Below are 20881 nucleotides of genomic sequence, written 5' to 3'. Positions count from 1 at the left end.
TTAGTGATTGTTGCGCGCTTCGCCCCGCTCTTCGATGATATTGAGATACCCGGTGGCGAACTCCATGCAGGCGCCGCTGCCATGCTGGCCAATGGTGTTGCGATAGATTTCTTCCCAGGGGGTCTGGTTCTTCAGGATGGGAGGCTTCCAGGCATCGCGCCTTTGCTTCAGTTCTGCATCGGAAATCAGAACGTCCACTCGATGCGCGTTCAGGTCAACGCGGACCATATCGCCCGTCTTGAGCAGTGCCAATCCTCCTCCGATAGCGGCCTCGGGTGTCACATTCAGAATGGAAGGACTCGCAGACGTACCGCTTTGGCGGCCATCACCCATAGTTGGCAGTGTGTCAATGCCGCGCGCGATCAGGGCTGCGGGGGGCTGCATATTTACCACTTCTGGGCCCCCTGGGTAGCCTATGGGGCCCACGTTGCGGATCACCAGAAGAGAATGTTCGTCGACTCCGAGGTTCGGGTCGTCGATGCGCGCATGATAATCTTCCGGCCCTTCGAAGACCACGGCCTTGAGGTCCGCCCGGTTCGGGTGTTCCGGGTCGGATAGAAAGCGCTTGCGGAAGGCGTCATCGATCACGCTGGTCTTGATAATGGCGTTATCGAACAGATTGCCAGTCAGTACGACATAGCCCGCCGCTTCTTTGAGCGGCTGGTCGTAAGCCCGGATGACCTCGCGGTCTGGCTCGGGGACGTCTTTCAGGTTCTCGGCCAGTGTCTTGCCGGTGACGGTCATGGTGTTGCCCTGCAGCTTGCTTGCACGCAACAGCTCTCTGAGTACCGCCGGCACGCCGCCGGCCCGATAGAAACCCTCACCCAGGAACCGGCCTGCAGGCTGGCAATCCACGAGAAGCGGAATATCAGGTCCCAAGCGTTGCCAGTCATCCAGCGTGTGGTCCACGCCCATGTGGCGGGCGATGGCAATCATGTGAATCGGGCAGTTTGACGACGCGCCCAGCGCCGCAGCAGCGACCACGGCGTTTTCGAAAGCAGCCTTGGTCATGATGTCGGAGGGCCGTAGATTCTCGTGCACCATGCCGACGATCCGCTGGCCGGTTTTGTAAGCCATCCAGCTACGGTCCCGGTAGGGTGCCGGGATTGCCGCACACCCCGGGAGCGACATGCCCAGTGTCTCGGCCAAGGAATTCATGGAGAGCGCCGTCCCCATGGTGTTGCAGTGACCCACTGACGGTGCTGAAGAGGCCACGCGGTTCATGAACTCTTCGTAGTCGATTTCACCTGCTGCCAGGCGCTTGCGAGAATCCCAGATGACTGTTCCAGAGCCCGCAAGCTTGCCGTGCCACCAGCCGTCGAGCATAGGGCCGCCTGACAGGACAATGGCCGGGATGTTGACAGTAGCGGCTGCCATCAGGCAGGCCGGTGTCGTTTTGTCGCAGCCCGTCGTGAGCACCACACCATCGATGGGATAACTGTGCAGCACTTCGACCAGCCCCAGGTAAGCCAGGTTGCGATCCATGGCGGCGGTTGGGCGCTTGCCGGTTTCCTGGATCGGATATACGGGGAATTCGAGAGGGACGCCCCCAGCTTCGCGGATGCCGTCACGGACCCGCTCGGCCAGCACCAGGTGGTGGCGGTTGCAGGGCGACAGGTCTGATCCCGTCTGCGCAATCCCGATGATGGGCCTGCCGGACTGCAGTTCCTCACGCGTGATCCCGTAGTTCATGTAGCGCTCGATGTAGAGCGCCGTCATCCCCGGGTCATCCGGGTTGTTGAACCACCGGCGGCTGCGTAGCTTCGGTGACTTACCTTGATCAGACATGGAATCATCCCCCTTGTATGGATTGAGCGAGCCGTATCGGTGGACACCAGGGTGCTTCGAGACAGCGAAGGCGGGTGTGCCAGCAGACCTGCTGACTAGCCCGCCTGGAGTTACTGAGATTCTATGCTGCCTGTTTGGCAGCGCTCATGACGCTGTCGACCGTGTCGGGGCCGATGTTGATTCGTAGCTTTTCGACAATTGGTTTCAGCGTTTCGCGGATTCGCTCTTTTTCTTCCGGAGAGAATTCTGCGACCTTGACCCCATGATCTTTGATGAAGGTCAGGGCGGTGCCGTCGGCCTCGCGGCTGGCTTTGCGCTGATAGGCTTGGGTTGTGCGCGATGCTTGCATGATGATGTCGCGTTCGTCGGGTGTAAGCGTGTCCCACCAGCGTTTGGAGGCGAGTAGAACAAAGGGTGTGTACACGTGCTTCGAGAGCGTCAGGTAGGGTTGGACCTCGTAGAACTTGCTGGTCTGAATGGTGCTGAGCGGGTTCTCTTGGCCGTCAACCGTCTTGGTTTCCAGTGCAGTGAACAGTTCAGTGAATGGCATGGGAATCGCGTTTGCACCCAGCGCGTTGAACACGGCAAGGGCCACTTCGTTTTGCATCACCCGCAGCTTGATGCCCTTGAGGTCTTCCATCTTGGCGATGGGGTGGCGTGAGTTGGTCAGATTACGGAAGCCGTTTTCCCAGTACAGCAGGCCGATCAGGCCTTTGGGCGGGAGCGCTTCCAGAAGTTTCTGACCCGCAGGGCCGTCCAGGGTGGTATCCGCAATCTTGTCGTTATTGAAAAGGAACGGCAGATCGAACACCCCGAAGCCCTTGACCATGCCCGCGAGAGGTGCCGTGGAGACGAAGGTCATTTCTTGTGAGCCACCAATGAGTGCATTTTGCATCTGCTCGTCGGACCCCAGCGAGCCATTGCCGTAGGTCTTGACCTTCAGTTTGCCACCGCTCAGCTTGCCCACTTCTTTGGCAAAGAAGCGTACCGCGTCGCCACTCGGGCTGGAGTCTGCCAGGCCGTACCCAAAGCGGATGATGCGTGTGTGCACGTCCTTGGCCATCACTTTTCCCGAGGCGCCCAGAGTCGCAGCCGTGACCAGGCCCGCCATAGAGGCCTTGAGTACCATTCTTTTTTTCAGATCGACAGTCATGTTGCTTCATCCTCTTGAATGAATGCCAGGGCCGCCTTCTCGCACAACGCGCGCAAGGGCCGACCTGACCTTAGTAAAACCAGTGCAGGGGTGCCAGCACGATTTGCGGAAATATCACCATCAGGATGACCATCGCCGTGTAGGCGAGTACGTAGGGCATGACCCCTTTGATGACATCTTCCATGCGCACACGTGCGACGCCGCATACGACATTGAGTACTGTCCCGACCGGTGGAGTGAGCAAGCCCGCGCACCCCACGATGACGAAAATGACGCCAAAATAGGTTGGGTCGATGCCGGCCTTTTCGATGACCGGCATCAGCACCGGCGCCAGAATCAGGATGGTGGGCGTGAGATCCATCGATGTGCCGATCAGGGTGAGCAGCGCCACGATGCTGAGCATCAGCAGCGTGGGAGAGTCGGTCAGGGGGCCCAACATATGAATGAGCTGCTCGGGAAGATCGGCCAGCGTGATCATGTAGGAGGCCACCATGGCCGTGGCCACCAGGAACATCACCACGCTGGTAGTCCTTGCCGTGTTGACCAGGACCCGGTACAAGTTCTCGAGTTTGATTTCGCCATAGATAGCGATGCCGACAAAGAGCGCATACACCGCGGCTACGGCTCCGGCTTCAGTGGGTGTGAAGATGCCTCCGCGTAGACCGCCGATAATGATGACAGGCAGTAGCAAGGCCCAGGCAGAATCCTTGAGGGCCTTCATGCGTACGCTCAGGCTTTCTTTGGGCGCCATGGTGATGGTGGTCGACCGCCGCACCGAGAACCACCAGACTGCTGTCAGCGTGAGCCCCATCAACAGCCCCGGTACGATCCCGGCGATAAATAACTTGGTGACCGAAATGTTGGCAGCCACCCCGAAGATGATGAAGGAGATCGATGGCGGGATGATGGGACCGATAATCCCGCCAGCAGCGATCAGGCCGGTGGACTCACCCATGTCGTAGCCGTGGTTGCGCAGCATGGGGATCAGGATGGAGGCGAGCGCGGCGGCGTCTGCGACTGCCGACCCCGAGAGGGCGGCGAGCAGGATGCTGGCCATGATGGCGACATATCCTAGCCCCCCTTTGATGTGCCCGACGAATGTGGCGGCCATGTTCACCATGCGGCGTGACATACCACCTTCGTTCATGGCCTCGCCAGCCAGGATGAACAGCGGCACGGCCATCAGGGCGAAGTTGTCCGCGCCGGTGAGCATGTTCTGGACAATGATCTGCGGGTCGAAAAAGCTCAGATGGAACATGATGCCAATCGCGGCGAACAGCAACGCGAACGCGATGGGGAACCCAAGAGCCATGAATCCCAGTAAAGCTGCCAAAAAAATTGCGACGTCCATTTTCAGATCTCCTCGATGCTGTCCACGGACGTGCGGAAGACCTGAGAGTTCTCAGGGACAGCAGGTGTGAGCAGCGCTGCGAAGAGATCCAGGGCGGCCATCAGTGCCATCGCTGCTGATGAAAACAGGACCGCGCCGCTGAAGACTGCGATGGGCATGCCCGATACGGGTGTGACGGTGCTCATGCCGATGATGGTTTGTTCCCATCCTCCCTTTATGGCCAGCCACAGCACCCAGAGGATCAGCAACTGCCGAACGATGTGAGTGGCCTTCTGGGCCCGGATCGGAAGGCGATTCACCACCATGTTGATGGCCAGATGCTCACGTCCGCGGAAGGCCAGGACCGCCCCTGCGAACGTGAGCCAGACGAATGACAGGCGGGCAACTTCGGTGGAGATGTCTATGCCTGAATTGAATGCATACCGCATGACCACATTGATGAACACCATGCTGAGCATGATGAGTACGCAGAGCGCGAGGAATGCTGTCAGGATTGAAAAAATGAAATCGGCCAATTTCTTGGCCGTTGATGTAACTGGATGCTTGTGCTCGGCCATGGAACAGTCGTTTTGTTTTGGTAGGAAATTTTTGGATTGATGATCTGTCTGTGCAGCTTGTCTGAGGTCGTCAGTGCTGGCATATTCTATGAAGTGTCCAGCCGGTTGGGCCAGTTGTGGATTTCCCTAACTCTACCAAACTGGTCCGACCAGATAAAATTTGACATAACGTGGAGATGTATTAAGTTCGTGAAATCCCTAGTAGATGGAAGAGTGTCTTCTTCCATACTATTTTTTCTACACTGTAGAGCGTGTGTCCACATTGTGAACTAACCGATGAAGCAGAAGATGGCGCAAATTCACGAACCACGAACACTTCCCTACCAACATGCCAACCCGCCTGAAGCACTGGCCGATATTGTGGTCAATGATGCGATCCCTACCGATGAACGCGTTTGGGTCCCTCAGGCTGAAAACGTCTGGTTTCGCCCTCTTTGCCTGAATATCAGCCAGGGGTATTGGACCAACCTGCTGCGTGTGCGTCGGGCCGGTGTGCTCGCATGCCATCGCCACCCGCAGCCGGTGCACGGGTTCGTGTTGAAGGGCCGGTGGCGCTATCTTGAACACGATTGGGAGGCGACCGAAGGAAGTTATGTGTTCGAACCCCCAGGCGAAACGCACACCCTGTTCGTGCCCCCCGATGTCGAGGAAATGATCACGTTCTTTCAGGTCAACGGTGTGATGTATTACACAGACCCATGGGGCAATAACACCGGCTATGAAGACGTGTTCACCAAGGTTGCCATGTGCCGGGCGCACTACAGCAAGGTGGGCCTCGATGAGTGCTACGTCGATCAGTTCATCCGCTGATCATGCGTCGTCAAAGAGCCGGACCCTGTTTGTTCGAACGAGTGAGCCGGTTCTATTCGCATCCCTACAATTCGTGCCGTCCAATTTTGACTACTTGAAAGGCGGCCAACCCTTGCAGAGAGCAGAGCATCTCAAGTGCATTGAAGCTTTCTGTACCTTTGCTTTACTTTTCACCACGGAGAAGAGACAAATGAAACAGTTCACCCTTGCAAAGGTCACCGCGTTGGCGGTTTTGATGGCGGTATCGGCCACGGCGAGTGCTGCTTGGCCTGATCGGCCCATCACTCTGGTGTTGTCATGGTCCCCTGGCGGGGGTACGGATGCGACGGCCCGCATCATCGGCAGTCTCATGGAAAAAGAACTGGGCACGCCTGTCACTGTGGTGAACCGCCCTGGTGGCAATGGTGTCGTCGGCAACCAGGTCATGGCTTCAGCCAAGCCCGATGGCTACACAATCGGGCTGATGTCGGTGGAAATCTCCATGCAGCATCACATGGGGCTGACTAAGCTTACCCCTAACGACTACACCCCCTTGGCCCTCATGAATTTCGACCCGTCGGGCGTGACGGTCGCCGCAAATTCCAAGTATGCAAAACTTCAGGACTTATTGGATGCAGCAAAAGCCAATCCGGGCAAGCTGAAGGCATCCGGGACCGGTGAGGGCGGTATTTGGCAGATTGCACTGGCCGGCATGCTGAACAGCCTGGGCATCAAGCCGGACTCCATTCGCTGGGTGCCTTCCCAGGGGGCTGCGCCCGCCATGCTCGAGCTGGCGGCGGGAGGGGTCGATGTGGTGCCAGTGTCCCTGCCCGAGGCCCGTTCCCTCATCGATGCAGGCAAGGCGAAACCGTTGGCGGTGATGTCCGACAAACCCGCGGGTTTGTATCCGAACGTCCCCACGCTCAAATCTCTGACGGGCTCCGACTGGACCATGGGGGCCTGGCGCGGCATTGTGGCCCCCAAGGGCCTGCCGCCCGATATCGCGGCCAAGTATGAAAAGGTTTTAGACAAAATCAACCATAGCAAGGACTACCGGGAGTTCATGACCAAGCAGGGTTACGGCGTTGCCTACGCCAGCGGCAAGGATTTTGCCACCTTCATGGCCAAAAGCGATGAAGCGATGGGCAAGACCATTAAGGCTCTGGGGCTCTCAAAGGACTGATTATCTCCGGCAGGCGTGCCAAGCGGCACGCCTCTTCTTTTTGGCCGACAGCCGGAATTCCCGAGCGGCACTGAGTGCCGGCCCAGGCTGAACCAAGGATCATTTGAATGAAAATCAGTGATGTCCTGACGGGGATCTTGCTCGCCATCTTCGGGCTTGCCGTCATTCTGTATGCACAGACTTTCCCTCCCATTCCAGGCCAGGATTTTGGTCCGCGTGCGTTCCCGAGCATCATTGGGGTCGGCTTTGTTCTGTGTGCCCTCTTGCTGGTACGCAATGGTCTGCGAACGCAGTCCCGCGCCGCCTGGTTGAAGCTGTCGGATGAGTTTCGCAGTTCGCATAGTGTGTTTCGGTTTCTGCTGGTCCCTGCTGCTGTCATCGCGTACATCCTGTTTTCGGATCGTGTGGGATTTGCCGTCTTTTCGGTGATTTTCTTGCTGGTGCTGTTCCTGTCCTTTGGCGTCAGGCCACTGACCGCGGTCATCGTGTCGGTGCTGGGAGGTGCCCTGATTTTTTACGGGTTTTATTCGTTGCTGCATGTGCCTCTGTCCTGGGGCGTGCTGGAACCCTTGATCTGATGCCGGAGGCTTGATCCATGCTTGATCATATTGTTGCCGCCTTCGGCATGATTTCCAATCCCTATGTTCTGATCGTCGTTCTGTTGTCGTCCATCTACGGGCTCTTCATCGGCGCCGTGCCGGGGTTGAGTGCCACTATGGCCGTGGCGCTGCTGGTTCCTGTCACTTTCTTCATGCCGGCGGTCCCGGCCATCGCAGCCATGGTTTCGGCCACTGCCATGGCCATTTTCTCGGGTGATATTCCGGGGTGTTTGCTGCGCATTCCGGGTACACCCTCGTCTGCGGCCTACACTGACGAGGCTCATGCCATGGCTCGCAACGGCGAGGCGGGGCGGGCGCTGGGGGCAGGCCTGGTGGTGTCCTGTATCGGTGGCCTGTTCGGGACGCTGGTGTTGATCTTTTTTGCCCCTGTCCTGGCCGAATTTGCACTGGATTTCTCCACCTATGAGTATTTCTGGTTAGTTCTCCTGGGCCTGACTTGTGCCATTTTTATCGCCTCTGAAAGCCCACTCAAGGGCTTTGTGTCCCTCTTGATTGGGCTCTTTGCCACCACCATAGGCATGAACAACCCCGGTGGATATGCGCGCTTCACCTTTGGCAACTCAGATTTGCTCGGAGGGCTGTCGCTGATTCCCATCATGGTCGGGATGTTCGCCGTGTCCGAGGTTCTGCGTTATGCAGTGACCAGTGTCCATGGGTTTCAGAAAATCGATGCGACCATCGGGCATATCTTCAAGGGGCTGTACCGCGTGGTCATCACCTACCCAATGTCGGTAGTACGCGGCAGTGTGTTGGGGGTCGTGGTCGGGGCATTGCCGGGCGCCGGGGCCGATATCGCGGCCTATATAGCCTATGGCATCAGCAAAAAATTCTCCAAGACACCGCAGAAATTTGGGACGGGCTACGTGGAAGGTATTGTCGAGGCCAGCTCTGCCAACAACGCGTCACTGGGTGGTGCGTGGATTCCGGCGCTGGTGTTCGGGATCCCCGGAGATTCCATTACCGCCATCGTGATCGGCGTGCTTTATATGAAGAACCTCAACCCGGGGCCCACCATCTTCCTGACGAATGCTGTGTCGCTCTATGCGATTTTCCTTCTTTTCATCCTGGCCAACCTGTTGATGATCCCGCTGGGCTACGGGGCGATTCGGCTGGCGCGCACTGTCTTGAAGGTTCCCCGCAATATTCTGATGCCGCTCATTCTGCTGTTCTGCCTGGTGGGTTCATATTCCATCAACAACAGCCTCTTCGATGTTGGCGTCACGCTGGCCTTCGGCGTCATCGCCTACCTGATGGAAGAAAACGGTTTCCCGCTGGCACCCACCATTCTCGGCGTTATTCTGGGCAGTATGCTTGAGAATAATCTGGTCAGCTCACTCATCAAATCTGATGGTCATCTGTTGGCGTTCTTCGATCGCCCGATTGCTGGCACACTGGGTGTCATCACCCTGGCCATCTGGATTTTTCCCCTCATTCTTCGGGCAGTGCGTGCAAGGAGATCCGCGTGAATTCCCCCTCATCAAAAATCGCTATCGTCACCGGGGCTGGTTCCGGGATTGGTCGGGCGGCTGCCCTGGCACTGCTCGGCGATGGTTACCGGGTGGCCCTTGCAGGCCGCCGCCCTCAGCCGCTGGAGGAGACGGTCGCACTGTCTGGCGCGAGCGACCGTGCCCTGGCTGTGGCGACGGACGTGGCCGACGAGCAGTCGGTTGCCCATCTCTTCAAGACCTGCGTGCAGCATTTCGGTGGGTTGGATGTGGTCTTCAATAATGCAGGATGCGGGGCTCCGGGAGTGCTGTTCGAAGATCTGACGCTGGACCAGTGGCAGGGTGTGGTGAATGTCAACCTGACGGGGGTGTTTCTGTGCATTCGTGAGGCATTCCGCGTCATGAAGGCCAAGAACCCGCCGGGTGGGCGCATTATCAATAACGGCTCCATCTCGGCCTATGCGCCGCGTCCCAATTCATCGCCCTATACCGCCACCAAACATGGCGTGTCGGGGCTCACCCGGGCGGCTGCGCTCGACGGGCGCAAGTACAACATTGCGGTGGGCCAGATCGATATTGGCAACGCCGATACTCACATGACCGACCGCATGAGCGACGGTGTGCTCCAGGCCAATGGCGCACTCGCTGTGGAACCCCGTATGGATGTGCATATCGTGGGGCAGTCGGTCTTGTACATGGCGAATCTGCCGTTGGAAGCCAATGTTCTGTTTCATACGGTCATGGCCACGAAGATGCCTTTCGTGGGCCGGGGCTGATCTCATCGGCTTGCAAAGGGACAGTCAATCATTAACTCATGGATGTGCGAGGATTCAACATGGCAGGGAATCAATACGATTTTGCCGACAAGCATGCAGTGGTCACCGGCGGTGCTTCCGGTATAGGGCTGGCCATTGCCCACCTTTTGTCAGCGGGGGGCGCGGTCGTCAGCCTCTGGGATCACAATGCAGAAGTTCTCAAAAAGGCTCAGGCTGGCTTTGCCGGCCGCGAGGTTCATGGCGTGACTGTAGACGTCAGTGACGAGGCCTCAGTGGCGGCCGCTGTCGCCCAGAGTGAAACGCACGGAGGCACCGTACAGATCTTGGTGAACAGCGCTGGCATTACCGGCCCCAACAAGACGGTCTGCGACTACTCTGTCGAAGATTGGGACAAGGTCATGGCAGTCAACCTGCGGGGTACCTTTCTGTGCTGCCGTGCGCTGGCGCCAGGCATGACGACCAGCGGGTATGGGCGCATCATCAATATTGCCTCCATTGCCGGCAAGGAAGGGAACCCGAACGCGTCCGCTTACAGTGCTTCCAAGGCCGCCGTGATTGGGCTGACAAAATCCCTGGGCAAGGAATTGGCCAAGACAGGGGTCACGGTCAATTGCGTCACGCCAGCGGCCGTGCATACCGCCATTTTTGATCAGATGACGCAGCAACATATCGACTACATGCTGTCCAAGATCCCGATGGGCCGGTTTGGCCAGACGGAAGAGGTGGCGGCGCTGGTCGGGTGGCTGGCTTCTCCGGACTGCTCGTTTACCACGGGTGGTACGTTCGACATTTCGGGCGGAAGGGCGACTTACTGATGGCTTCTGAACGCATTCCGGCCCAGGCATTACGCCACTTTGCCGAGCGCCTGCTGCAGGCTGCAGGTCTGCAGGATGACATGGCCCGTGATGTGGCCGAAGTCCTGGTCGAAGGGGATTTGCTGGGCCATGACACACATGGGCTCGCGCTGCTTGCGCCCTATGTCGCAGAAATCCGCGGCAAGCGGATGTCAGTGGCCGGGCGACCTGACGTCATCTCTGACCGGGAGGCCGCACTTTGCTGGGATGGTCGACGCTTGCCGGGGCCGTGGCTGGTGCGCGAAGGGATGCGCACGCTTGAACCTCGTGCGCGCAGGTTCGGCAGTGCAACCCTTGTCATCCGCCGCAGCCACCATATCGCGTGTCTGGCCGCCTACCTGCTGCAGGCGGCGGAGCGAGGTCTGGTCATGTTGCTTTCCAGCTCCGACCCCGATGGCGGCAGTGTCGCTCCATTTGGTGGTACACGAGGCGTCTTCACGCCCAATCCTATTGCGGCGGGCATTCCGGCTTCCGGAGGCCCGTTCCTGATCGATATTTCCGCCTCGACGGTGACCAATGGCATGTGCAACCGGCTGCAGAAGGCAGGCGAGCAGTTCGGCTACCCGTGTCTGCAGGATGCCCAGGGCCAACCCACTACCGATCCCTCGGTGCTGTCTGGTACGCCGCCAGGGACCATTCTCCCGCTGGGCGGGTTCGAAACCGGTCACAAAGGGTTTGCGCTTGCCGTCCTGATCGAGGCACTGACCGGAGGGCTGGCGGCTCATGGCCGGGCGGATCCGGCCGAAGGGTGGGGAGCCACGGTATTCATGTCTCTGTACGACCCTGAGGCGTTTGGCGGGCTTGCCGGTTTTGTGCACCAGATGGACTGGCTCGCCGATGCGTGCCGGGCCAATCCTCCACGTCCGGGGACGGCGGCGGTCAGGATGCCGGGTGATCGCGGCATTGCGCGCAAGCGTGAGCAAGAACGCGATGGAGTTCTCCTGCACCCGTCCATTGCTCCCATGCTGGAAGACTGTGCACGACAGTATGGGCTCGAGTTTCCTCACGGATGATTCGGCCGCTTTCCTTAATACGAGTAGGCCAAAAATGGCGTTTCAAAAAGATCTGTTTGCGCAGCAGCATGTGCTGGTCACTGGCGCCACTCAGGGCATCGGTGCTGGCGTGGCCAATTATTTGGCGTCTTTGGGTGCCCGCGTGACCGCAGTGGGGCTGGACCGGGGCGATGGTTCGCTGTCTGCCGGGGTTCGAGTTGTGCTTGCCGATGTCAGTGATCCAGAGTCAACACAGCGGGTGTTCGACGACATCGATTCGCTCGATGCACTGGTCAACTGCGCTGGCATCATCCGCCGGGGGGCCGAACATCAGGTCGAGGTATTCGAGAAGGTCGTTTCCGTGAACCTGACCGGCACAATGCGGATGTGCACTGCTTCACGAGCTCTGCTGAAGGTATCGCGGGGTGCAATCGTGAACATGGCGTCGATGCTCAGCTTCTTTGGTGGGGCCATGGTGCCGGGCTATGCAGCGAGCAAGGGGGGCGTGGCGCAGCTGACGAAATCTCTTGCACTGGCCTATGCGGGGGATAAAATTCGTGTCAATGCGGTGGCACCTGGCTGGATTGCAACTCCTTTGACTCAGGCCCTGCAGGATGACCCGGCGCGTTCGAAACCCATCCTCTCGCGAACGCCACTGGGGCGTTGGGGGACACCTGAAGATGTTGCCGGTTGCGTTGCCTTCTTGTGCTCGCCTGCAGCAGCATTCATGACGGGTGTCATACTGCCTGTAGATGGTGGGTATCTGGTTGCTTGAGTGGCCTTCCACTATGTCTTCCACTATGACACCGCCCTTTGACCTTGGAGCTGAGTTGTCTGCCAGACCCGCGGGTACTGCGGCCTTTTCGAAGTTCGTCCATCTATTGCAGCTTGTGGCAGATAGCGATCATCCGTGCACCGTCCCTGAGCTCGTGCACCTGAGCGGGTACCCGAGAGCAACGGTTTATCGCACGGTGGCGGGTTTAGTGGCCGAGAGGCTTCTGGCGACGGGGTTGGGCGGCAAGACCTATGTCCTGGGGCCTAGATTGATCGAGTTGGCGAGTCGTAGCTGGGATCGGTCCGAGTTGCGGAGGGTAGCTCTGGATGAATTGGTCACGTTGCGTGATGTCACCAGAGAGACTATCCATTTGGCTGTGCCCAACGATCTGAACATGGTCTATATCGACAAACTCGAAAGCCCGAAGGCTGTCCGTATGGCGTCTCGTATCGGGGCTTCTGTGTCGTTGCATTCGACGGCAGTGGGCAAGGCCTATCTGGCGGCACTTGGCGAGGCTTCTTGTGCACGAATCGTGAGCAGGCTTGAATTTTATCGCTATACCTCAAATACCGTAGATTCGATCGAGGCGCTCCAGGATCAGCTCCGGGTGATCCGTCAGCGCGGGTGGTCACAGGACGACGAAGAAAATGAAGAGGGCATCCGCTGCTTTGGCGCCGTCATCGTTGATGGGGGTGGGCAGCCGGTTGCTGCAGTCAGCGTGAGCACCCTGAGGTTTCGGCAAAAGCCTGACCCGCGGCAGGCCTATGTGGCACCATTGCTGGCTGCCTGTGCAGCCATTTCGCGTCGAATTGGCTCGGTGCCTGGCAGTGCCTATCGCTGTCCGAAAGATGCGTAGAGAGTACAGAGAAGTGGGCTGAGCCTATCTGGCTGTCTTTGCGGCAAGAATCAGGCCTGTATCGCGCCCGAAGCGCCCCCAGTCGAACGCAGGCCCCGGATCAGTCTTTCGTGTGGGCGCTATGTGTTCGTGCCCCTGGACCCACTGAATAGGGTGGCGCGTGCAGATGGCAGCCGTCAGTGCCGTCAGTCGCGCATACTGCACTTCCGTGAAAGGCAGCGTGTCCGTTCCTTCCAGTTCAATTCCAATCGAAAAGTCGTTGCATCGCTCGCGTCCGTGGAACGATGAAACGCCTGCGTGCCAGGCGCGCAGCACGGTAGGGACGAATTGCACGACGGTGCCTTCCCGACGCACCAGAAAGTGCGATGAGACGTGCAGATTGCGGATGTTCTCGAACCAGGGATGTGCAGACACATCCAGCCGATTCAGGAAGAAGTCGATAATGGCGTCCCCCTGGAAGACCCCCGGAGGCAGGCTGATGTTGTGGATCACCAGCAGGCTGGGGTCTTCGTCCCCTGGCCGCTGGTCGTGGTTGGGAGAAGGGCGCAGCAGAGTGCCGGGGCTGGGTTCTAGCCAGCCAACCCGGTTTAACTCCAGACAAGGCACCAGCGAAGGAGGGCTTGGCGGTTGCCCCGCAATGCTCACTTCTTCAATCCCAGGCGCGCGTGCTCCGCACAGCAGAAGGTCTGGCCGTGGCTCATGTAGGCTTCGGCACGTGGCAGATAAATGTGGCAGTGCGCACAGCGCACCATGGCGTCGGCCGCCTGTCGTGAACCAGGAGCCTGGCGTTTCTCTGCGGCCTGCCGGGCCGCGGCCTTTTGTGCGTTCAGAATACGTGAAACCAGCAGGACCGCCAGGATGATGACGGCCCAGATCAGAAGCTTAGCCAAGGGTGCCTCGTTGCAGAATGACTTCCAGGACAAAACGGCTGCCGGTATAGGACAGCAACAGGAATGCAAACCCGGCGAGCGTCCAGCGCAGGGCGATGCGTCCGCGCCAGCCGCGCAAGTTGCGGCCCACGAGCAGCACCCCGAACGTGACCCACGAAAGGAGCGTGAAAACCGTCTTGTGGTCGAAAGGCAGTGGGTAGCCACTGAGCCGCACGGACACCACGATCCCCGTGAGGACGGTCAGTGTCAGGACCACGAAGCCGATCCCGATCAGGCGAAACAATAGCTGTTCCAGCGTGAGCAGCGGCGGCATGGCTGCCGTGGCGCGTGCCACGATGCCCTCGTCGGTGGCCGTCGGGCGGTGCAGGTGGCGGTCCAGCACTGTCATGAGCACGGCGTGCAGTGCGGCCACAGTGATGAGGCCGTAGGCCGTCATGGCGATCAGCAGGTGCACCCGCAGCCAGTCGTTGTTGGCGTGGGGGATGAGGTAGCCGCGCGGGAAAATCGCCGCCAGCAGACACACAAGGGCGCCGGCCGGCAACAACAGCAGCAGCAGGCTGTCGAGACGCAGCAGGAAGTTCTCGATCCAGAATACGATCATGCCCAGCCAGAGGGCGGCTGAAAGCGCAAGCACCCATCCCAGGTGCAGCCCCCCGGGGACGATCACGGCAGACACCAGGCCGATGCCGTGCAGCACGATGGCTCCCAGCAGACAGCTGCGTCCGATGGCGCCAGCGGCCGGGACCTGATGCGCACGCGCAATCGGACGCCATAGGGCCAGACCCAGCAAAGCGTAGGTCAGCGCAGCGAGCAAGTGAAATACAATGCTGACAGACATAGTCCTATCGATGTACGGCACACCGTGGGTGCCCCAAAAGCTTCCATTTTATGCGCGGATCGGTAGATCAACCAGTTTCATGGAACCTGCCTCATGCTCGACAACCTGACCTCCCGACTTTCGCGCATCGTCAAGACGATGCGGGGCGAAGCCCGCCTGACGGAAGCCAATACGCAAGAGATGCTGCGCGAGGTGCGCCTGGCGCTGCTGGAAGCCGACGTGGCCTTGCCCGTGGTGCGCGAATTCGTGGCCCGAGTGAAGCAGGCAGCACTGGGCCAAGAGGTCGCAGGCAGCCTCAATCCGGGGCAGGCGCTGGTCGGCGTGGTGCACAAAGAGCTCACGGCGCTCATGGGTGGCGATCTGGGCGACGAAGCGGCCGAACTCTCATTGGCCACCCAGCCTCCCGCCGTCATTCTGATGGCAGGTCTGCAGGGGGCTGGCAAGACGACTACCACCGGCAAACTGGCCAAGTGGCTGTCCGAAGGCGGCCACGTCCAGCATGGCCGCAAGACCGGTCGCAAAAAGGTTCTGACGGTCAGCGCCGACGTGTACCGTCCCGCGGCCATCGATCAGTTGCGCACTGTCTCCGAGCAAGTGGGGGTCGACTTCCTGCCGACCGATCCTTCGCAGAAGCCGCAAGACATCGCCGTGGCGGCGATCGACCACGCCCGGCGGCATCACTACGACGTGCTCATCGTGGATACGGCGGGCCGTCTGGGGATCGACCAGGCGATGATGGACGAGATCCGCGCGTTGCACGGCGTGCTCTCACCCATCGAGACCTTGTTCGTGGTGGATGCCATGCAAGGCCAGGATGCGATCAACGTGGCGCGAGCGTTCTCCGAAGCCTTGCCGCTCACGGGCGTGGTCATGACCAAGCTCGATGGTGATGCACGAGGCGGCGCAGCTTTGTCCGTGCGTCAGATCACAGGCAAGCCGCTGAAGTTCGTGGGGGTGTCTGAAAAACTGGATGGCCTCGAGCCGTTTCACCCCGAGCGCATGGCGCAGCGCATCCTGGGCATGGGCGACATCGTCTCGCTGGTGGAGCAGGCGCAGAAGAACATCGACGTTGCCGAGGCGCAAAAGCTGGCCGCGCGGCTCAAATCCGACAAGCGCTTTGACCTGAACGACTTTCGCGATCAGCTGCAGCAAGTCAAGAAAATGGGCGATATGGGCTCGCTGCTTGAAAAATTGCCGGCGCAGTTTGCTCAAGCGGCCGCCCAGGTCCAAGGCGGTCAGGCTGAAAAACAGCTGGGTCGCACCGAAGGCATCCTGAACTCCATGACCCCGCGTGAGCGCGCCAAGCCCGAGCTCATCAAGGCGTCCCGCAAGCGCCGCATCGCGGCGGGCGCCGGGGTTCCCGTGCAAGAGGTCAACCGCATGCTCAAGCAGTTCGAACAGATGCAGGGCATGATGAAACAGATGAAGAAGGGCGGCATGGCCAAGATGATGCGTGCCATGGGTGGGCTGCGCAATCTGGGCGGCCTGGGCCGGGGCGGGTTTCACTGAAACCCGCGCGCGGGCTCAGTTCTGCGCGTAGTAATCCGTGGCGGCCAGCAGCTGCTTCAGGTTGCCAGGTTCGTCGAAAGCATGGCCGGCATCCGGGATCATATGGAACTCGGCCTTGGGCCAGGCGCGGTGCAGGTCCCACGCCGAACGAGCCGGCGTGCAGCAGTCGTAGCGGCCCTGCACGATGACTCCCGGGATGTGGGCCAGGCGGCCTGCATCGCGCAAGAGCTGGTTGTCCTCCATGAACCCATGATTCACGAAATAGTGGTTCTCGATGCGAGCAAAGGCCAGCGCAGCCCGGTCGGCCGCGTGCGCCTCGATGTGTCCCGGGTTGAGCAACAGGCTGATCGTGCGGCTTTCCCATTGGGTCCAGGCGTGTGCGGCCTTGAGCTGTTCGATCTTGTCCGTTCCAGTAAGGCGTTGGCGATACGCGCGGATCAGGTCGCCGCGTTCGGTTTCGGGAATGGGGGCCAGGTAGTCTTCCCAATAGTCCGGGAACAACCACGAAGCGCCTTCTTGGTAGAACCAGCGCAGTTCGTCGGGCCGCAACAGGAAAATCCCCCGCACGATCAGCGCCCGCACACGTTCCGGGTGCGTTTCCGCATAGGCCAGCGCCAACGTGGAACCCCAGGAGCCGCCAAAGACCAGCATTTGTTCCGTTTTCAGAATCTCGGCTCGCAACCGTTCGATGTCGGCCACCAGATCCCAGGTCGTGTTGTGCTCCAGGCAGGCTGAAGGCGTGGAGCGCCCGCAACCACGTTGATCGAACAGCAGAATCTTGTAGCGTTGGGGGTCGAACACCTGGCGGTGCGCCGGTGAGCAGCCCGCCCCAGGGCCCCCGTGCAGGAACACCGCCGGCCGGCCTTGGGGATTGCCGCATAATTCCCAATACACGCGGTGGCCATGGCCTACGTCCAGAAAACCATGCGCGTAGGGTTCGATTTCCGGGTACATCATGCATTCTCCGTGGTCGGTGCGGCGTGCTCCAACGCGCGTCGTGTAAAAATCAGATCCCAAACCCCGTGGCCCAGCCTCAGACCCCTGTTTTCGAACTTGGTGAGCGGGCGGTAGTCGGGGCGGGGCGCAAAGCCATCGCACGTGTTCTTCAATTCGGAAGCGGCCGAGAGCACCTCAAGCATTTGCAGAGCGTAGTGCTCCCAATCAGTGGCGCAGTGCAGGTAGGCGCCTGTCGACATGCGGCTTGCCAGCAAGGCAATGAAGGCAGGCTGAATCAGCCGCCGCTTGTGGTGGCGCTTTTTGGGCCAAGGGTCCGGGAAGTAAATGTGAACTCCAGCCAACGAGCCCGGGGCGATCATGTCGCGCAGCACCTCGACGGCATCGTGCTGGATGATGCGGACATTGCGCAGCTCGTTGTCATGGATGCGTTTGAGCAGCGCCCCGACGCCTGCGTTGAATACCTCCACCCCCAAGAAGTTGTCTTGTGGGCGAGCTTGCGCAATCTGCTGCGTGGTCTCGCCCATGCCAAAGCCGATCTCCAGGACGACGGGAGCTGGGCGTTCGAAGATCTGGTTCAGATCCAGCGGCGTGCTCCGGTACGCAATGGACCATTGCGGCAGCCATTGCTCGATGGCGTGTTCCTGGCTGGGGGTGATGTGTGCGCGTCGATGGACGAAGCTGCGGATGTGTGTGCCGCCCGATGGAGTCTGGGCGGTAACGATAGGCGGGGGGGATTTGGAGAAATTCAAAATAAGGTAAACTAGCGGGCTGCGACAGGTTTGGTGAAAGACGATTTTACCCAAAAAGCCTGGCGCAGAGCGCACATCAGCGCGGGCGTAGTTTAATGGTAAAACTTGAGCTTCCCAAGCTTACGTCGTGGGTTCGATTCCCATCGCCCGCTCCAGGATTCAAGCAAGGCTCAGGCTTCGGTCCTGGGCCCTTCTGCTATCTGATCCGCAGTTCCAACGTATCAAGCTGGAATTCATCGTAGATACCCAGCTTTTTCATAATGGCTGGTAGAACCTGGTGGATGGTCCGCATGCCAACGAGTAATTCGTTCATGTAGATGTCCGGATGCTCAGTTCCGGTTTTGGAAAGAAGGGGTGTTCGTCCAACGAGAGATCGGGATCCAGCGCGAAGGCGCGGGGGTCACCAAGCCAATCTCGTTCGTAGTGGAAGCGGATCTGGCCGCGATCATGAGCCAGCGTGCCGACCAGGCAGGCAGGGCCAAGGTCATCGTCCAACCAGACTTCCAAGGCGTTGTTCTGCCTGCTCATGTGGCCCCTCCATGGTCGGAGGCAGGCGGCGGGGTGGTCTTTCGGCGCCTCACAACGGGCGATGGCGCCAGCGCCAAATCCTGCAGCTTGCGTCCGATTCGGTCGTCGGCGGCCAGCAGATTAAGGTCGCCCTCAAGGCCCAAAACAGCCAGCACCCGGACATAGGCCCCCAAAGTAGCGCCAGGATCGCCCGCCTCGACCTTGTATACGGTGGTTCTGGAAACCCCTGCGCGCTGCGCCACCACTGCGTTGCTCAGCTTGCGTCTCTTGCGGGCAAGGCGTAGCCGTTCACCAAGCTCGGAGAGCAGGCGCTGCTCCTGGGGGAAGACAACAGGTGGTTTGCGAGGCATGTTCGCTATTTAAGTCAAAAATTAACCACTTTGTCCATCATAGCGAAATAAAAAGCGCATGGCTAGAACTTGTCAGCGAGCGCTCCAGAGCTTCCCATCGCTGTCTCTTCCGCCACTCATCCTCCGTTCTCCCTCGCACCACGAATTAGCCGGCGCAACGCCGACTCGTCCTACCAGTGGGACCTCTCTTCGTGGTCGTACATGGGGTCCGGCCCGGCGTTGAAGTGCGTGACGTGGCTGACGTCGCGATCGAAGTACACGAACATCAATGAGTTCCAGACGTGGTCCTGCTTGTAGCGGTAGTTCCAGACGATCTGGCGCACGCTGGGCAGGCCTACTTCGTCGATGAAGGCGGGGGGGCCGAATTCGCAGCGCACCTGATCGGGGGTCCAGGTGCCGTGTGCCAGCACTTGGAAGTGCTCGTCGGTGAGGATGGGGGCGATGGTTTGCACGCGGCCGTCGGGGTCTACGTTGCCGCCCCAGGCGAATTGCCCTAGCGGCTGTTGCGACCAGATGACGCGCTGCTGGCCTTGTCGGTTGGTGCATTGCAGGGTGGGCGTGCCAAACTTGGCCTCTACCTGTGCCAGAGGGGTGCCCGCAGGGGTATTGGCAATGTTGGCGCAGCCGGCGAGCGCCAGGCAGGCAAGAAGCGGCAGAAGGGTTCGGGTCATCATGGCAAAGCCTCATCCAAAGAACCAGTAACACACGCCGATCGAGGCGAGCATCCCGGCTAGATCGGCCAGCAAGGCGCAGCCTACGGCGTGGCGGGCGCGTTGCACACCGACCGCACCAAAATACACGGCCAGCACGTAGAAGGTGGTTTCGGTGCTGCCCTGCACTGTGGCGGCCAGCAGCGCCGGGAAGCTGTCCGGCCCGTAGTGCTGCATGGTTTCTATCATCATCGCACGCGCTGCGCTGCCGGAAAAGGGCTTGACCAGGGCCGTGGGCAGGGCGTCGACGAAGCGGGTGTCCCATCCCACGTTGTGCACGAGCCAGCGGATGCCTTCCAGAAGGCCGTCCAGGGCGCCTGAGGCTCGCAACACGCCCACGGCACACAGCATGGCTACCAGGTAAGGCAGCAGGTCTTTGCAAACGGCAAAGCCGTCTTTGGCGCCTTCGATGAAGCTTTCGTACACCGGAATGCGTCGTACCGCCCCCGCTACCAGGAAGGCGATGATGACGGCGAACAACACCAGATTGCCCAGCAGAGACGAGAGCGCGGCGACGGCCGTGGTGCTCAGCGAGGCGAGCAGCCCCATGAAGCCGCCCAGCAGCAGTGCGCCGCCGCCCAGCCACGCGAGCACGACGGGGTCGTGCAGGCGCAGGCGCTGCATGAAGGCTACCGACAGCAACCCCACCAGGGTGGAGGCCGATGTGGCCAGCAAAATGGGCAGAAACACCAGGGTAGGGTCAGACGCGCCTTGCTGTGCGCGGTACATGAAGATTGTCACCGGCAGCAGGGTGAGTGACGAAGAATTCAGCACCAGAAACAGGATCTGCGCGTTGGTGGCGGTCTTGGGGTCGGGGTTGAGCGTCTGCAGTTCGCGCATGGCGCGCAGGCCAATGGGGGTGGCGGCGTTATCCAGGCCCAGGGCGTTGGCGGCGAAGTTCAGCGTGATGAGCCCCAGCGCAGGGTGTCCGGCAGGAACCCCTGGCATCAGGCGCCTGAAGAGCGGCGCCAGCAGGCGCGACAAGCCGTTCACCAGCCCCGCCTTTTCTGCAATGCGCAGGAATCCCATCCATAAGGTCAGCGTGCCAAAGAGCAGCAGCATGATCTTGACGGACAGGTCCGCCATGTCGAAGAGGCTCGCGATGAGCCTCGCGAACACGCCCGGATCGCCCAGCACCCACCATTGGAAGAGCGCGGCGACGGCCGCGATCAGGAAGAATGCCAGCCAGAGGGCGTTGAGCACGGGGGATG

Annotated in this window: 23 protein-coding genes and 1 tRNA gene; 11 read left to right on the top strand and 13 right to left on the bottom strand. The window is 60.0% G+C overall.

Annotation, left to right across the window (positions count from 1 at the left end; genetic code table 11):
* The 4 genes from VF285_RS08805 to VF285_RS08790 all read right to left on the bottom strand — a co-directional run bounded on the left by VF285_RS08805 (position 1) and on the right by VF285_RS08790 (position 4849).
* Positions 1 to 1788 carry an IlvD/Edd family dehydratase gene (locus tag VF285_RS08805; RefSeq protein ID WP_346952243.1) on the bottom strand — a complete coding sequence of 596 codons (1788 nt, stop codon included), beginning with the start codon at positions 1786 to 1788 and terminating at the stop codon, positions 1 to 3.
* A gap of 121 nt (positions 1789 to 1909) precedes the next feature.
* A complete protein-coding gene (locus VF285_RS08800) occupies positions 1910 to 2941 on the bottom strand; it encodes a TRAP transporter substrate-binding protein (protein WP_346952242.1) in 1032 nt (343 codons plus the stop codon).
* A gap of 70 nt (positions 2942 to 3011) precedes the next feature.
* Positions 3012 to 4292 (bottom strand): TRAP transporter large permease subunit, encoded by a 1281-nt coding sequence (locus VF285_RS08795; RefSeq protein WP_346952241.1) that lies wholly within the window; start codon positions 4290 to 4292, stop codon positions 3012 to 3014.
* A 2-nt stretch (positions 4293 to 4294) separates the two neighbouring features.
* The gene (locus tag VF285_RS08790; RefSeq protein WP_346952240.1) at positions 4295 to 4849 is read right to left on the bottom strand and encodes a TRAP transporter small permease; all 555 of its coding nucleotides are present in this window, start codon (positions 4847 to 4849) and stop codon (positions 4295 to 4297) included.
* A gap of 276 nt (positions 4850 to 5125) precedes the next feature.
* On the opposite strand from VF285_RS08790, the gene VF285_RS08785 reads away from it, so the two are divergent.
* The 9 genes from VF285_RS08785 (at position 5126) to VF285_RS08745 (ending at position 13139) form a co-directional block, all read left to right on the top strand.
* Positions 5126 to 5659 carry a 2,4'-dihydroxyacetophenone dioxygenase family protein gene (locus VF285_RS08785; protein ID WP_346952239.1) on the top strand — a complete coding sequence of 178 codons (534 nt, stop codon included), beginning with the start codon at positions 5126 to 5128 and terminating at the stop codon, positions 5657 to 5659.
* Positions 5628 to 6821 (top strand): tripartite tricarboxylate transporter substrate binding protein, encoded by a 1194-nt coding sequence (locus tag VF285_RS08780; protein WP_346952238.1) that lies wholly within the window; start codon positions 5628 to 5630, stop codon positions 6819 to 6821. The genes VF285_RS08785 and VF285_RS08780 overlap by 32 nt, the downstream gene beginning before the upstream one ends.
* A gap of 107 nt (positions 6822 to 6928) precedes the next feature.
* Positions 6929 to 7399 (top strand): tripartite tricarboxylate transporter TctB family protein, encoded by a 471-nt coding sequence (locus tag VF285_RS08775; protein WP_346952237.1) that lies wholly within the window; start codon positions 6929 to 6931, stop codon positions 7397 to 7399.
* A gap of 17 nt (positions 7400 to 7416) precedes the next feature.
* On the top strand, positions 7417 to 8907 hold the full coding sequence (locus VF285_RS08770) for a tripartite tricarboxylate transporter permease (protein ID WP_346952236.1): 1491 nt from the start codon (positions 7417 to 7419) through the stop codon (positions 8905 to 8907).
* Positions 8898 to 9662: an SDR family oxidoreductase gene (locus tag VF285_RS08765; protein WP_346952353.1), complete on the top strand. Its 765-nt coding sequence runs from the start codon at positions 8898 to 8900 to the stop codon at positions 9660 to 9662. The genes VF285_RS08770 and VF285_RS08765 overlap by 10 nt, the downstream gene beginning before the upstream one ends.
* Before the next feature lie 59 nt (positions 9663 to 9721).
* Positions 9722 to 10477 (top strand): SDR family NAD(P)-dependent oxidoreductase, encoded by a 756-nt coding sequence (locus tag VF285_RS08760; protein ID WP_346952235.1) that lies wholly within the window; start codon positions 9722 to 9724, stop codon positions 10475 to 10477.
* Positions 10474 to 11529, top strand: coding sequence for an Ldh family oxidoreductase (locus VF285_RS08755; protein WP_414648113.1), 1056 nt, complete (start codon positions 10474 to 10476; stop codon positions 11527 to 11529). The genes VF285_RS08760 and VF285_RS08755 overlap by 4 nt, the downstream gene beginning before the upstream one ends.
* A gap of 34 nt (positions 11530 to 11563) precedes the next feature.
* On the top strand, positions 11564 to 12283 hold the full coding sequence (locus VF285_RS08750) for an SDR family NAD(P)-dependent oxidoreductase (protein ID WP_346952233.1): 720 nt from the start codon (positions 11564 to 11566) through the stop codon (positions 12281 to 12283).
* A 55-nt stretch (positions 12284 to 12338) separates the two neighbouring features.
* The gene (locus tag VF285_RS08745; RefSeq protein ID WP_346952232.1) at positions 12339 to 13139 is read left to right on the top strand and encodes an IclR family transcriptional regulator; all 801 of its coding nucleotides are present in this window, start codon (positions 12339 to 12341) and stop codon (positions 13137 to 13139) included.
* Between the two features lie 24 nt (positions 13140 to 13163).
* Here the strand turns inward: VF285_RS08745 and ampD are convergent, their stop codons facing one another.
* Genes ampD through VF285_RS08730 form a run of 3 tightly spaced genes read right to left on the bottom strand, consistent with a single transcriptional unit; the run spans position 13164 to position 14867 of the window.
* Positions 13164 to 13745, bottom strand: a complete 582-nt coding sequence (gene ampD / locus VF285_RS08740) for a 1,6-anhydro-N-acetylmuramyl-L-alanine amidase AmpD (protein ID WP_414648112.1) — start codon at positions 13743 to 13745, stop codon at positions 13164 to 13166.
* Between the two features lie 35 nt (positions 13746 to 13780).
* Positions 13781 to 14029, bottom strand: a complete 249-nt coding sequence (locus VF285_RS08735; RefSeq protein ID WP_346952230.1) for a PP0621 family protein — start codon at positions 14027 to 14029, stop codon at positions 13781 to 13783.
* On the bottom strand, positions 14022 to 14867 hold the full coding sequence (locus VF285_RS08730) for a cytochrome C assembly family protein (protein ID WP_346952229.1): 846 nt from the start codon (positions 14865 to 14867) through the stop codon (positions 14022 to 14024). The genes VF285_RS08735 and VF285_RS08730 overlap by 8 nt, the downstream gene beginning before the upstream one ends.
* A 93-nt stretch (positions 14868 to 14960) precedes the next feature.
* On the opposite strand from VF285_RS08730, the gene ffh reads away from it, so the two are divergent.
* Complete coding sequence (gene ffh / locus VF285_RS08725; RefSeq protein ID WP_346952228.1) at positions 14961 to 16376, top strand: signal recognition particle protein; 1416 nt, start codon at positions 14961 to 14963, stop codon at positions 16374 to 16376.
* A gap of 15 nt (positions 16377 to 16391) precedes the next feature.
* On the opposite strand, the gene pip is transcribed toward ffh, so the two are convergent.
* Complete coding sequence (gene pip, locus VF285_RS08720) at positions 16392 to 17333, bottom strand: prolyl aminopeptidase (protein WP_346952227.1); 942 nt, start codon at positions 17331 to 17333, stop codon at positions 16392 to 16394.
* Positions 17330 to 18082: a tRNA (guanosine(46)-N7)-methyltransferase TrmB gene (gene trmB, locus VF285_RS08715; RefSeq protein WP_346952226.1), complete on the bottom strand. Its 753-nt coding sequence runs from the start codon at positions 18080 to 18082 to the stop codon at positions 17330 to 17332. The genes pip and trmB overlap by 4 nt, the downstream gene beginning before the upstream one ends.
* Positions 18083 to 18163: 81 nt before the next feature.
* Between trmB and VF285_RS08710 the strand changes: the two genes are divergently transcribed.
* A tRNA-Gly gene (locus tag VF285_RS08710) sits at positions 18164 to 18237 on the top strand.
* A 154-nt stretch (positions 18238 to 18391) separates the two neighbouring features.
* Here VF285_RS08710 and VF285_RS08705 read toward each other — a convergent pair.
* The 4 genes from VF285_RS08705 to VF285_RS08690 all read right to left on the bottom strand — a co-directional run bounded on the left by VF285_RS08705 (position 18392) and on the right by VF285_RS08690 (position 20873).
* Positions 18392 to 18610 (bottom strand): hypothetical protein, encoded by a 219-nt coding sequence (locus VF285_RS08705; protein ID WP_346952225.1) that lies wholly within the window; start codon positions 18608 to 18610, stop codon positions 18392 to 18394.
* The gene (locus VF285_RS08700; RefSeq protein ID WP_346952224.1) at positions 18607 to 18960 is read right to left on the bottom strand and encodes a helix-turn-helix domain-containing protein; all 354 of its coding nucleotides are present in this window, start codon (positions 18958 to 18960) and stop codon (positions 18607 to 18609) included. The genes VF285_RS08705 and VF285_RS08700 overlap by 4 nt, the downstream gene beginning before the upstream one ends.
* A gap of 170 nt (positions 18961 to 19130) precedes the next feature.
* Positions 19131 to 19634: a hypothetical protein gene (locus VF285_RS08695; RefSeq protein ID WP_346952223.1), complete on the bottom strand. Its 504-nt coding sequence runs from the start codon at positions 19632 to 19634 to the stop codon at positions 19131 to 19133.
* 9 nt (positions 19635 to 19643) lie between these two features.
* Positions 19644 to 20873, bottom strand: a complete 1230-nt coding sequence (locus VF285_RS08690) for a nucleoside recognition domain-containing protein (RefSeq protein WP_346952222.1) — start codon at positions 20871 to 20873, stop codon at positions 19644 to 19646.
* Positions 20874 to 20881 lie beyond the last annotated feature (8 nt).

Origin of the sequence: Castellaniella sp., from assembly GCF_036379515.1 — a bacterium.
GTDB lineage: Bacteria > Pseudomonadota > Gammaproteobacteria > Burkholderiales > Burkholderiaceae_B > Castellaniella.
This window is presented reverse-complemented; position numbering and strand designations above follow the sequence as displayed.

Bases quoted from the DNA above. Each gene is read 5' to 3' on its own strand.
- VF285_RS08805 (WP_346952243.1), bottom strand. From the start codon at position 1,788: ATGTCTGATCAAGGTAAGTCACCGAAGCTACGCAGCCGCCGGTGGTTC.
- VF285_RS08800 (WP_346952242.1), bottom strand. From the start codon at position 2,941: ATGACTGTCGATCTGAAAAAAAGAATGGTACTCAAGGCCTCTATGGCG.
- VF285_RS08795 (WP_346952241.1), bottom strand. From the start codon at position 4,292: ATGGACGTCGCAATTTTTTTGGCAGCTTTACTGGGATTCATGGCTCTT.
- VF285_RS08790 (WP_346952240.1), bottom strand. From the start codon at position 4,849: ATGGCCGAGCACAAGCATCCAGTTACATCAACGGCCAAGAAATTGGCC.
- VF285_RS08785 (WP_346952239.1), top strand. From the start codon at position 5,126: ATGAAGCAGAAGATGGCGCAAATTCACGAACCACGAACACTTCCCTAC.
- VF285_RS08780 (WP_346952238.1), top strand. From the start codon at position 5,628: ATGAGTGCTACGTCGATCAGTTCATCCGCTGATCATGCGTCGTCAAAG.
- VF285_RS08775 (WP_346952237.1), top strand. From the start codon at position 6,929: ATGAAAATCAGTGATGTCCTGACGGGGATCTTGCTCGCCATCTTCGGG.
- VF285_RS08770 (WP_346952236.1), top strand. From the start codon at position 7,417: ATGCTTGATCATATTGTTGCCGCCTTCGGCATGATTTCCAATCCCTAT.
- VF285_RS08760 (WP_346952235.1), top strand. From the start codon at position 9,722: ATGGCAGGGAATCAATACGATTTTGCCGACAAGCATGCAGTGGTCACC.
- VF285_RS08750 (WP_346952233.1), top strand. From the start codon at position 11,564: ATGGCGTTTCAAAAAGATCTGTTTGCGCAGCAGCATGTGCTGGTCACT.
- VF285_RS08730 (WP_346952229.1), bottom strand. From the start codon at position 14,867: ATGTCTGTCAGCATTGTATTTCACTTGCTCGCTGCGCTGACCTACGCT.
- ffh (WP_346952228.1), top strand. From the start codon at position 14,961: ATGCTCGACAACCTGACCTCCCGACTTTCGCGCATCGTCAAGACGATG.
- pip (WP_346952227.1), bottom strand. From the start codon at position 17,333: ATGATGTACCCGGAAATCGAACCCTACGCGCATGGTTTTCTGGACGTA.
- VF285_RS08705 (WP_346952225.1), bottom strand. From the start codon at position 18,610: ATGAGCAGGCAGAACAACGCCTTGGAAGTCTGGTTGGACGATGACCTT.
- VF285_RS08700 (WP_346952224.1), bottom strand. From the start codon at position 18,960: ATGCCTCGCAAACCACCTGTTGTCTTCCCCCAGGAGCAGCGCCTGCTC.
- VF285_RS08695 (WP_346952223.1), bottom strand. From the start codon at position 19,634: ATGATGACCCGAACCCTTCTGCCGCTTCTTGCCTGCCTGGCGCTCGCC.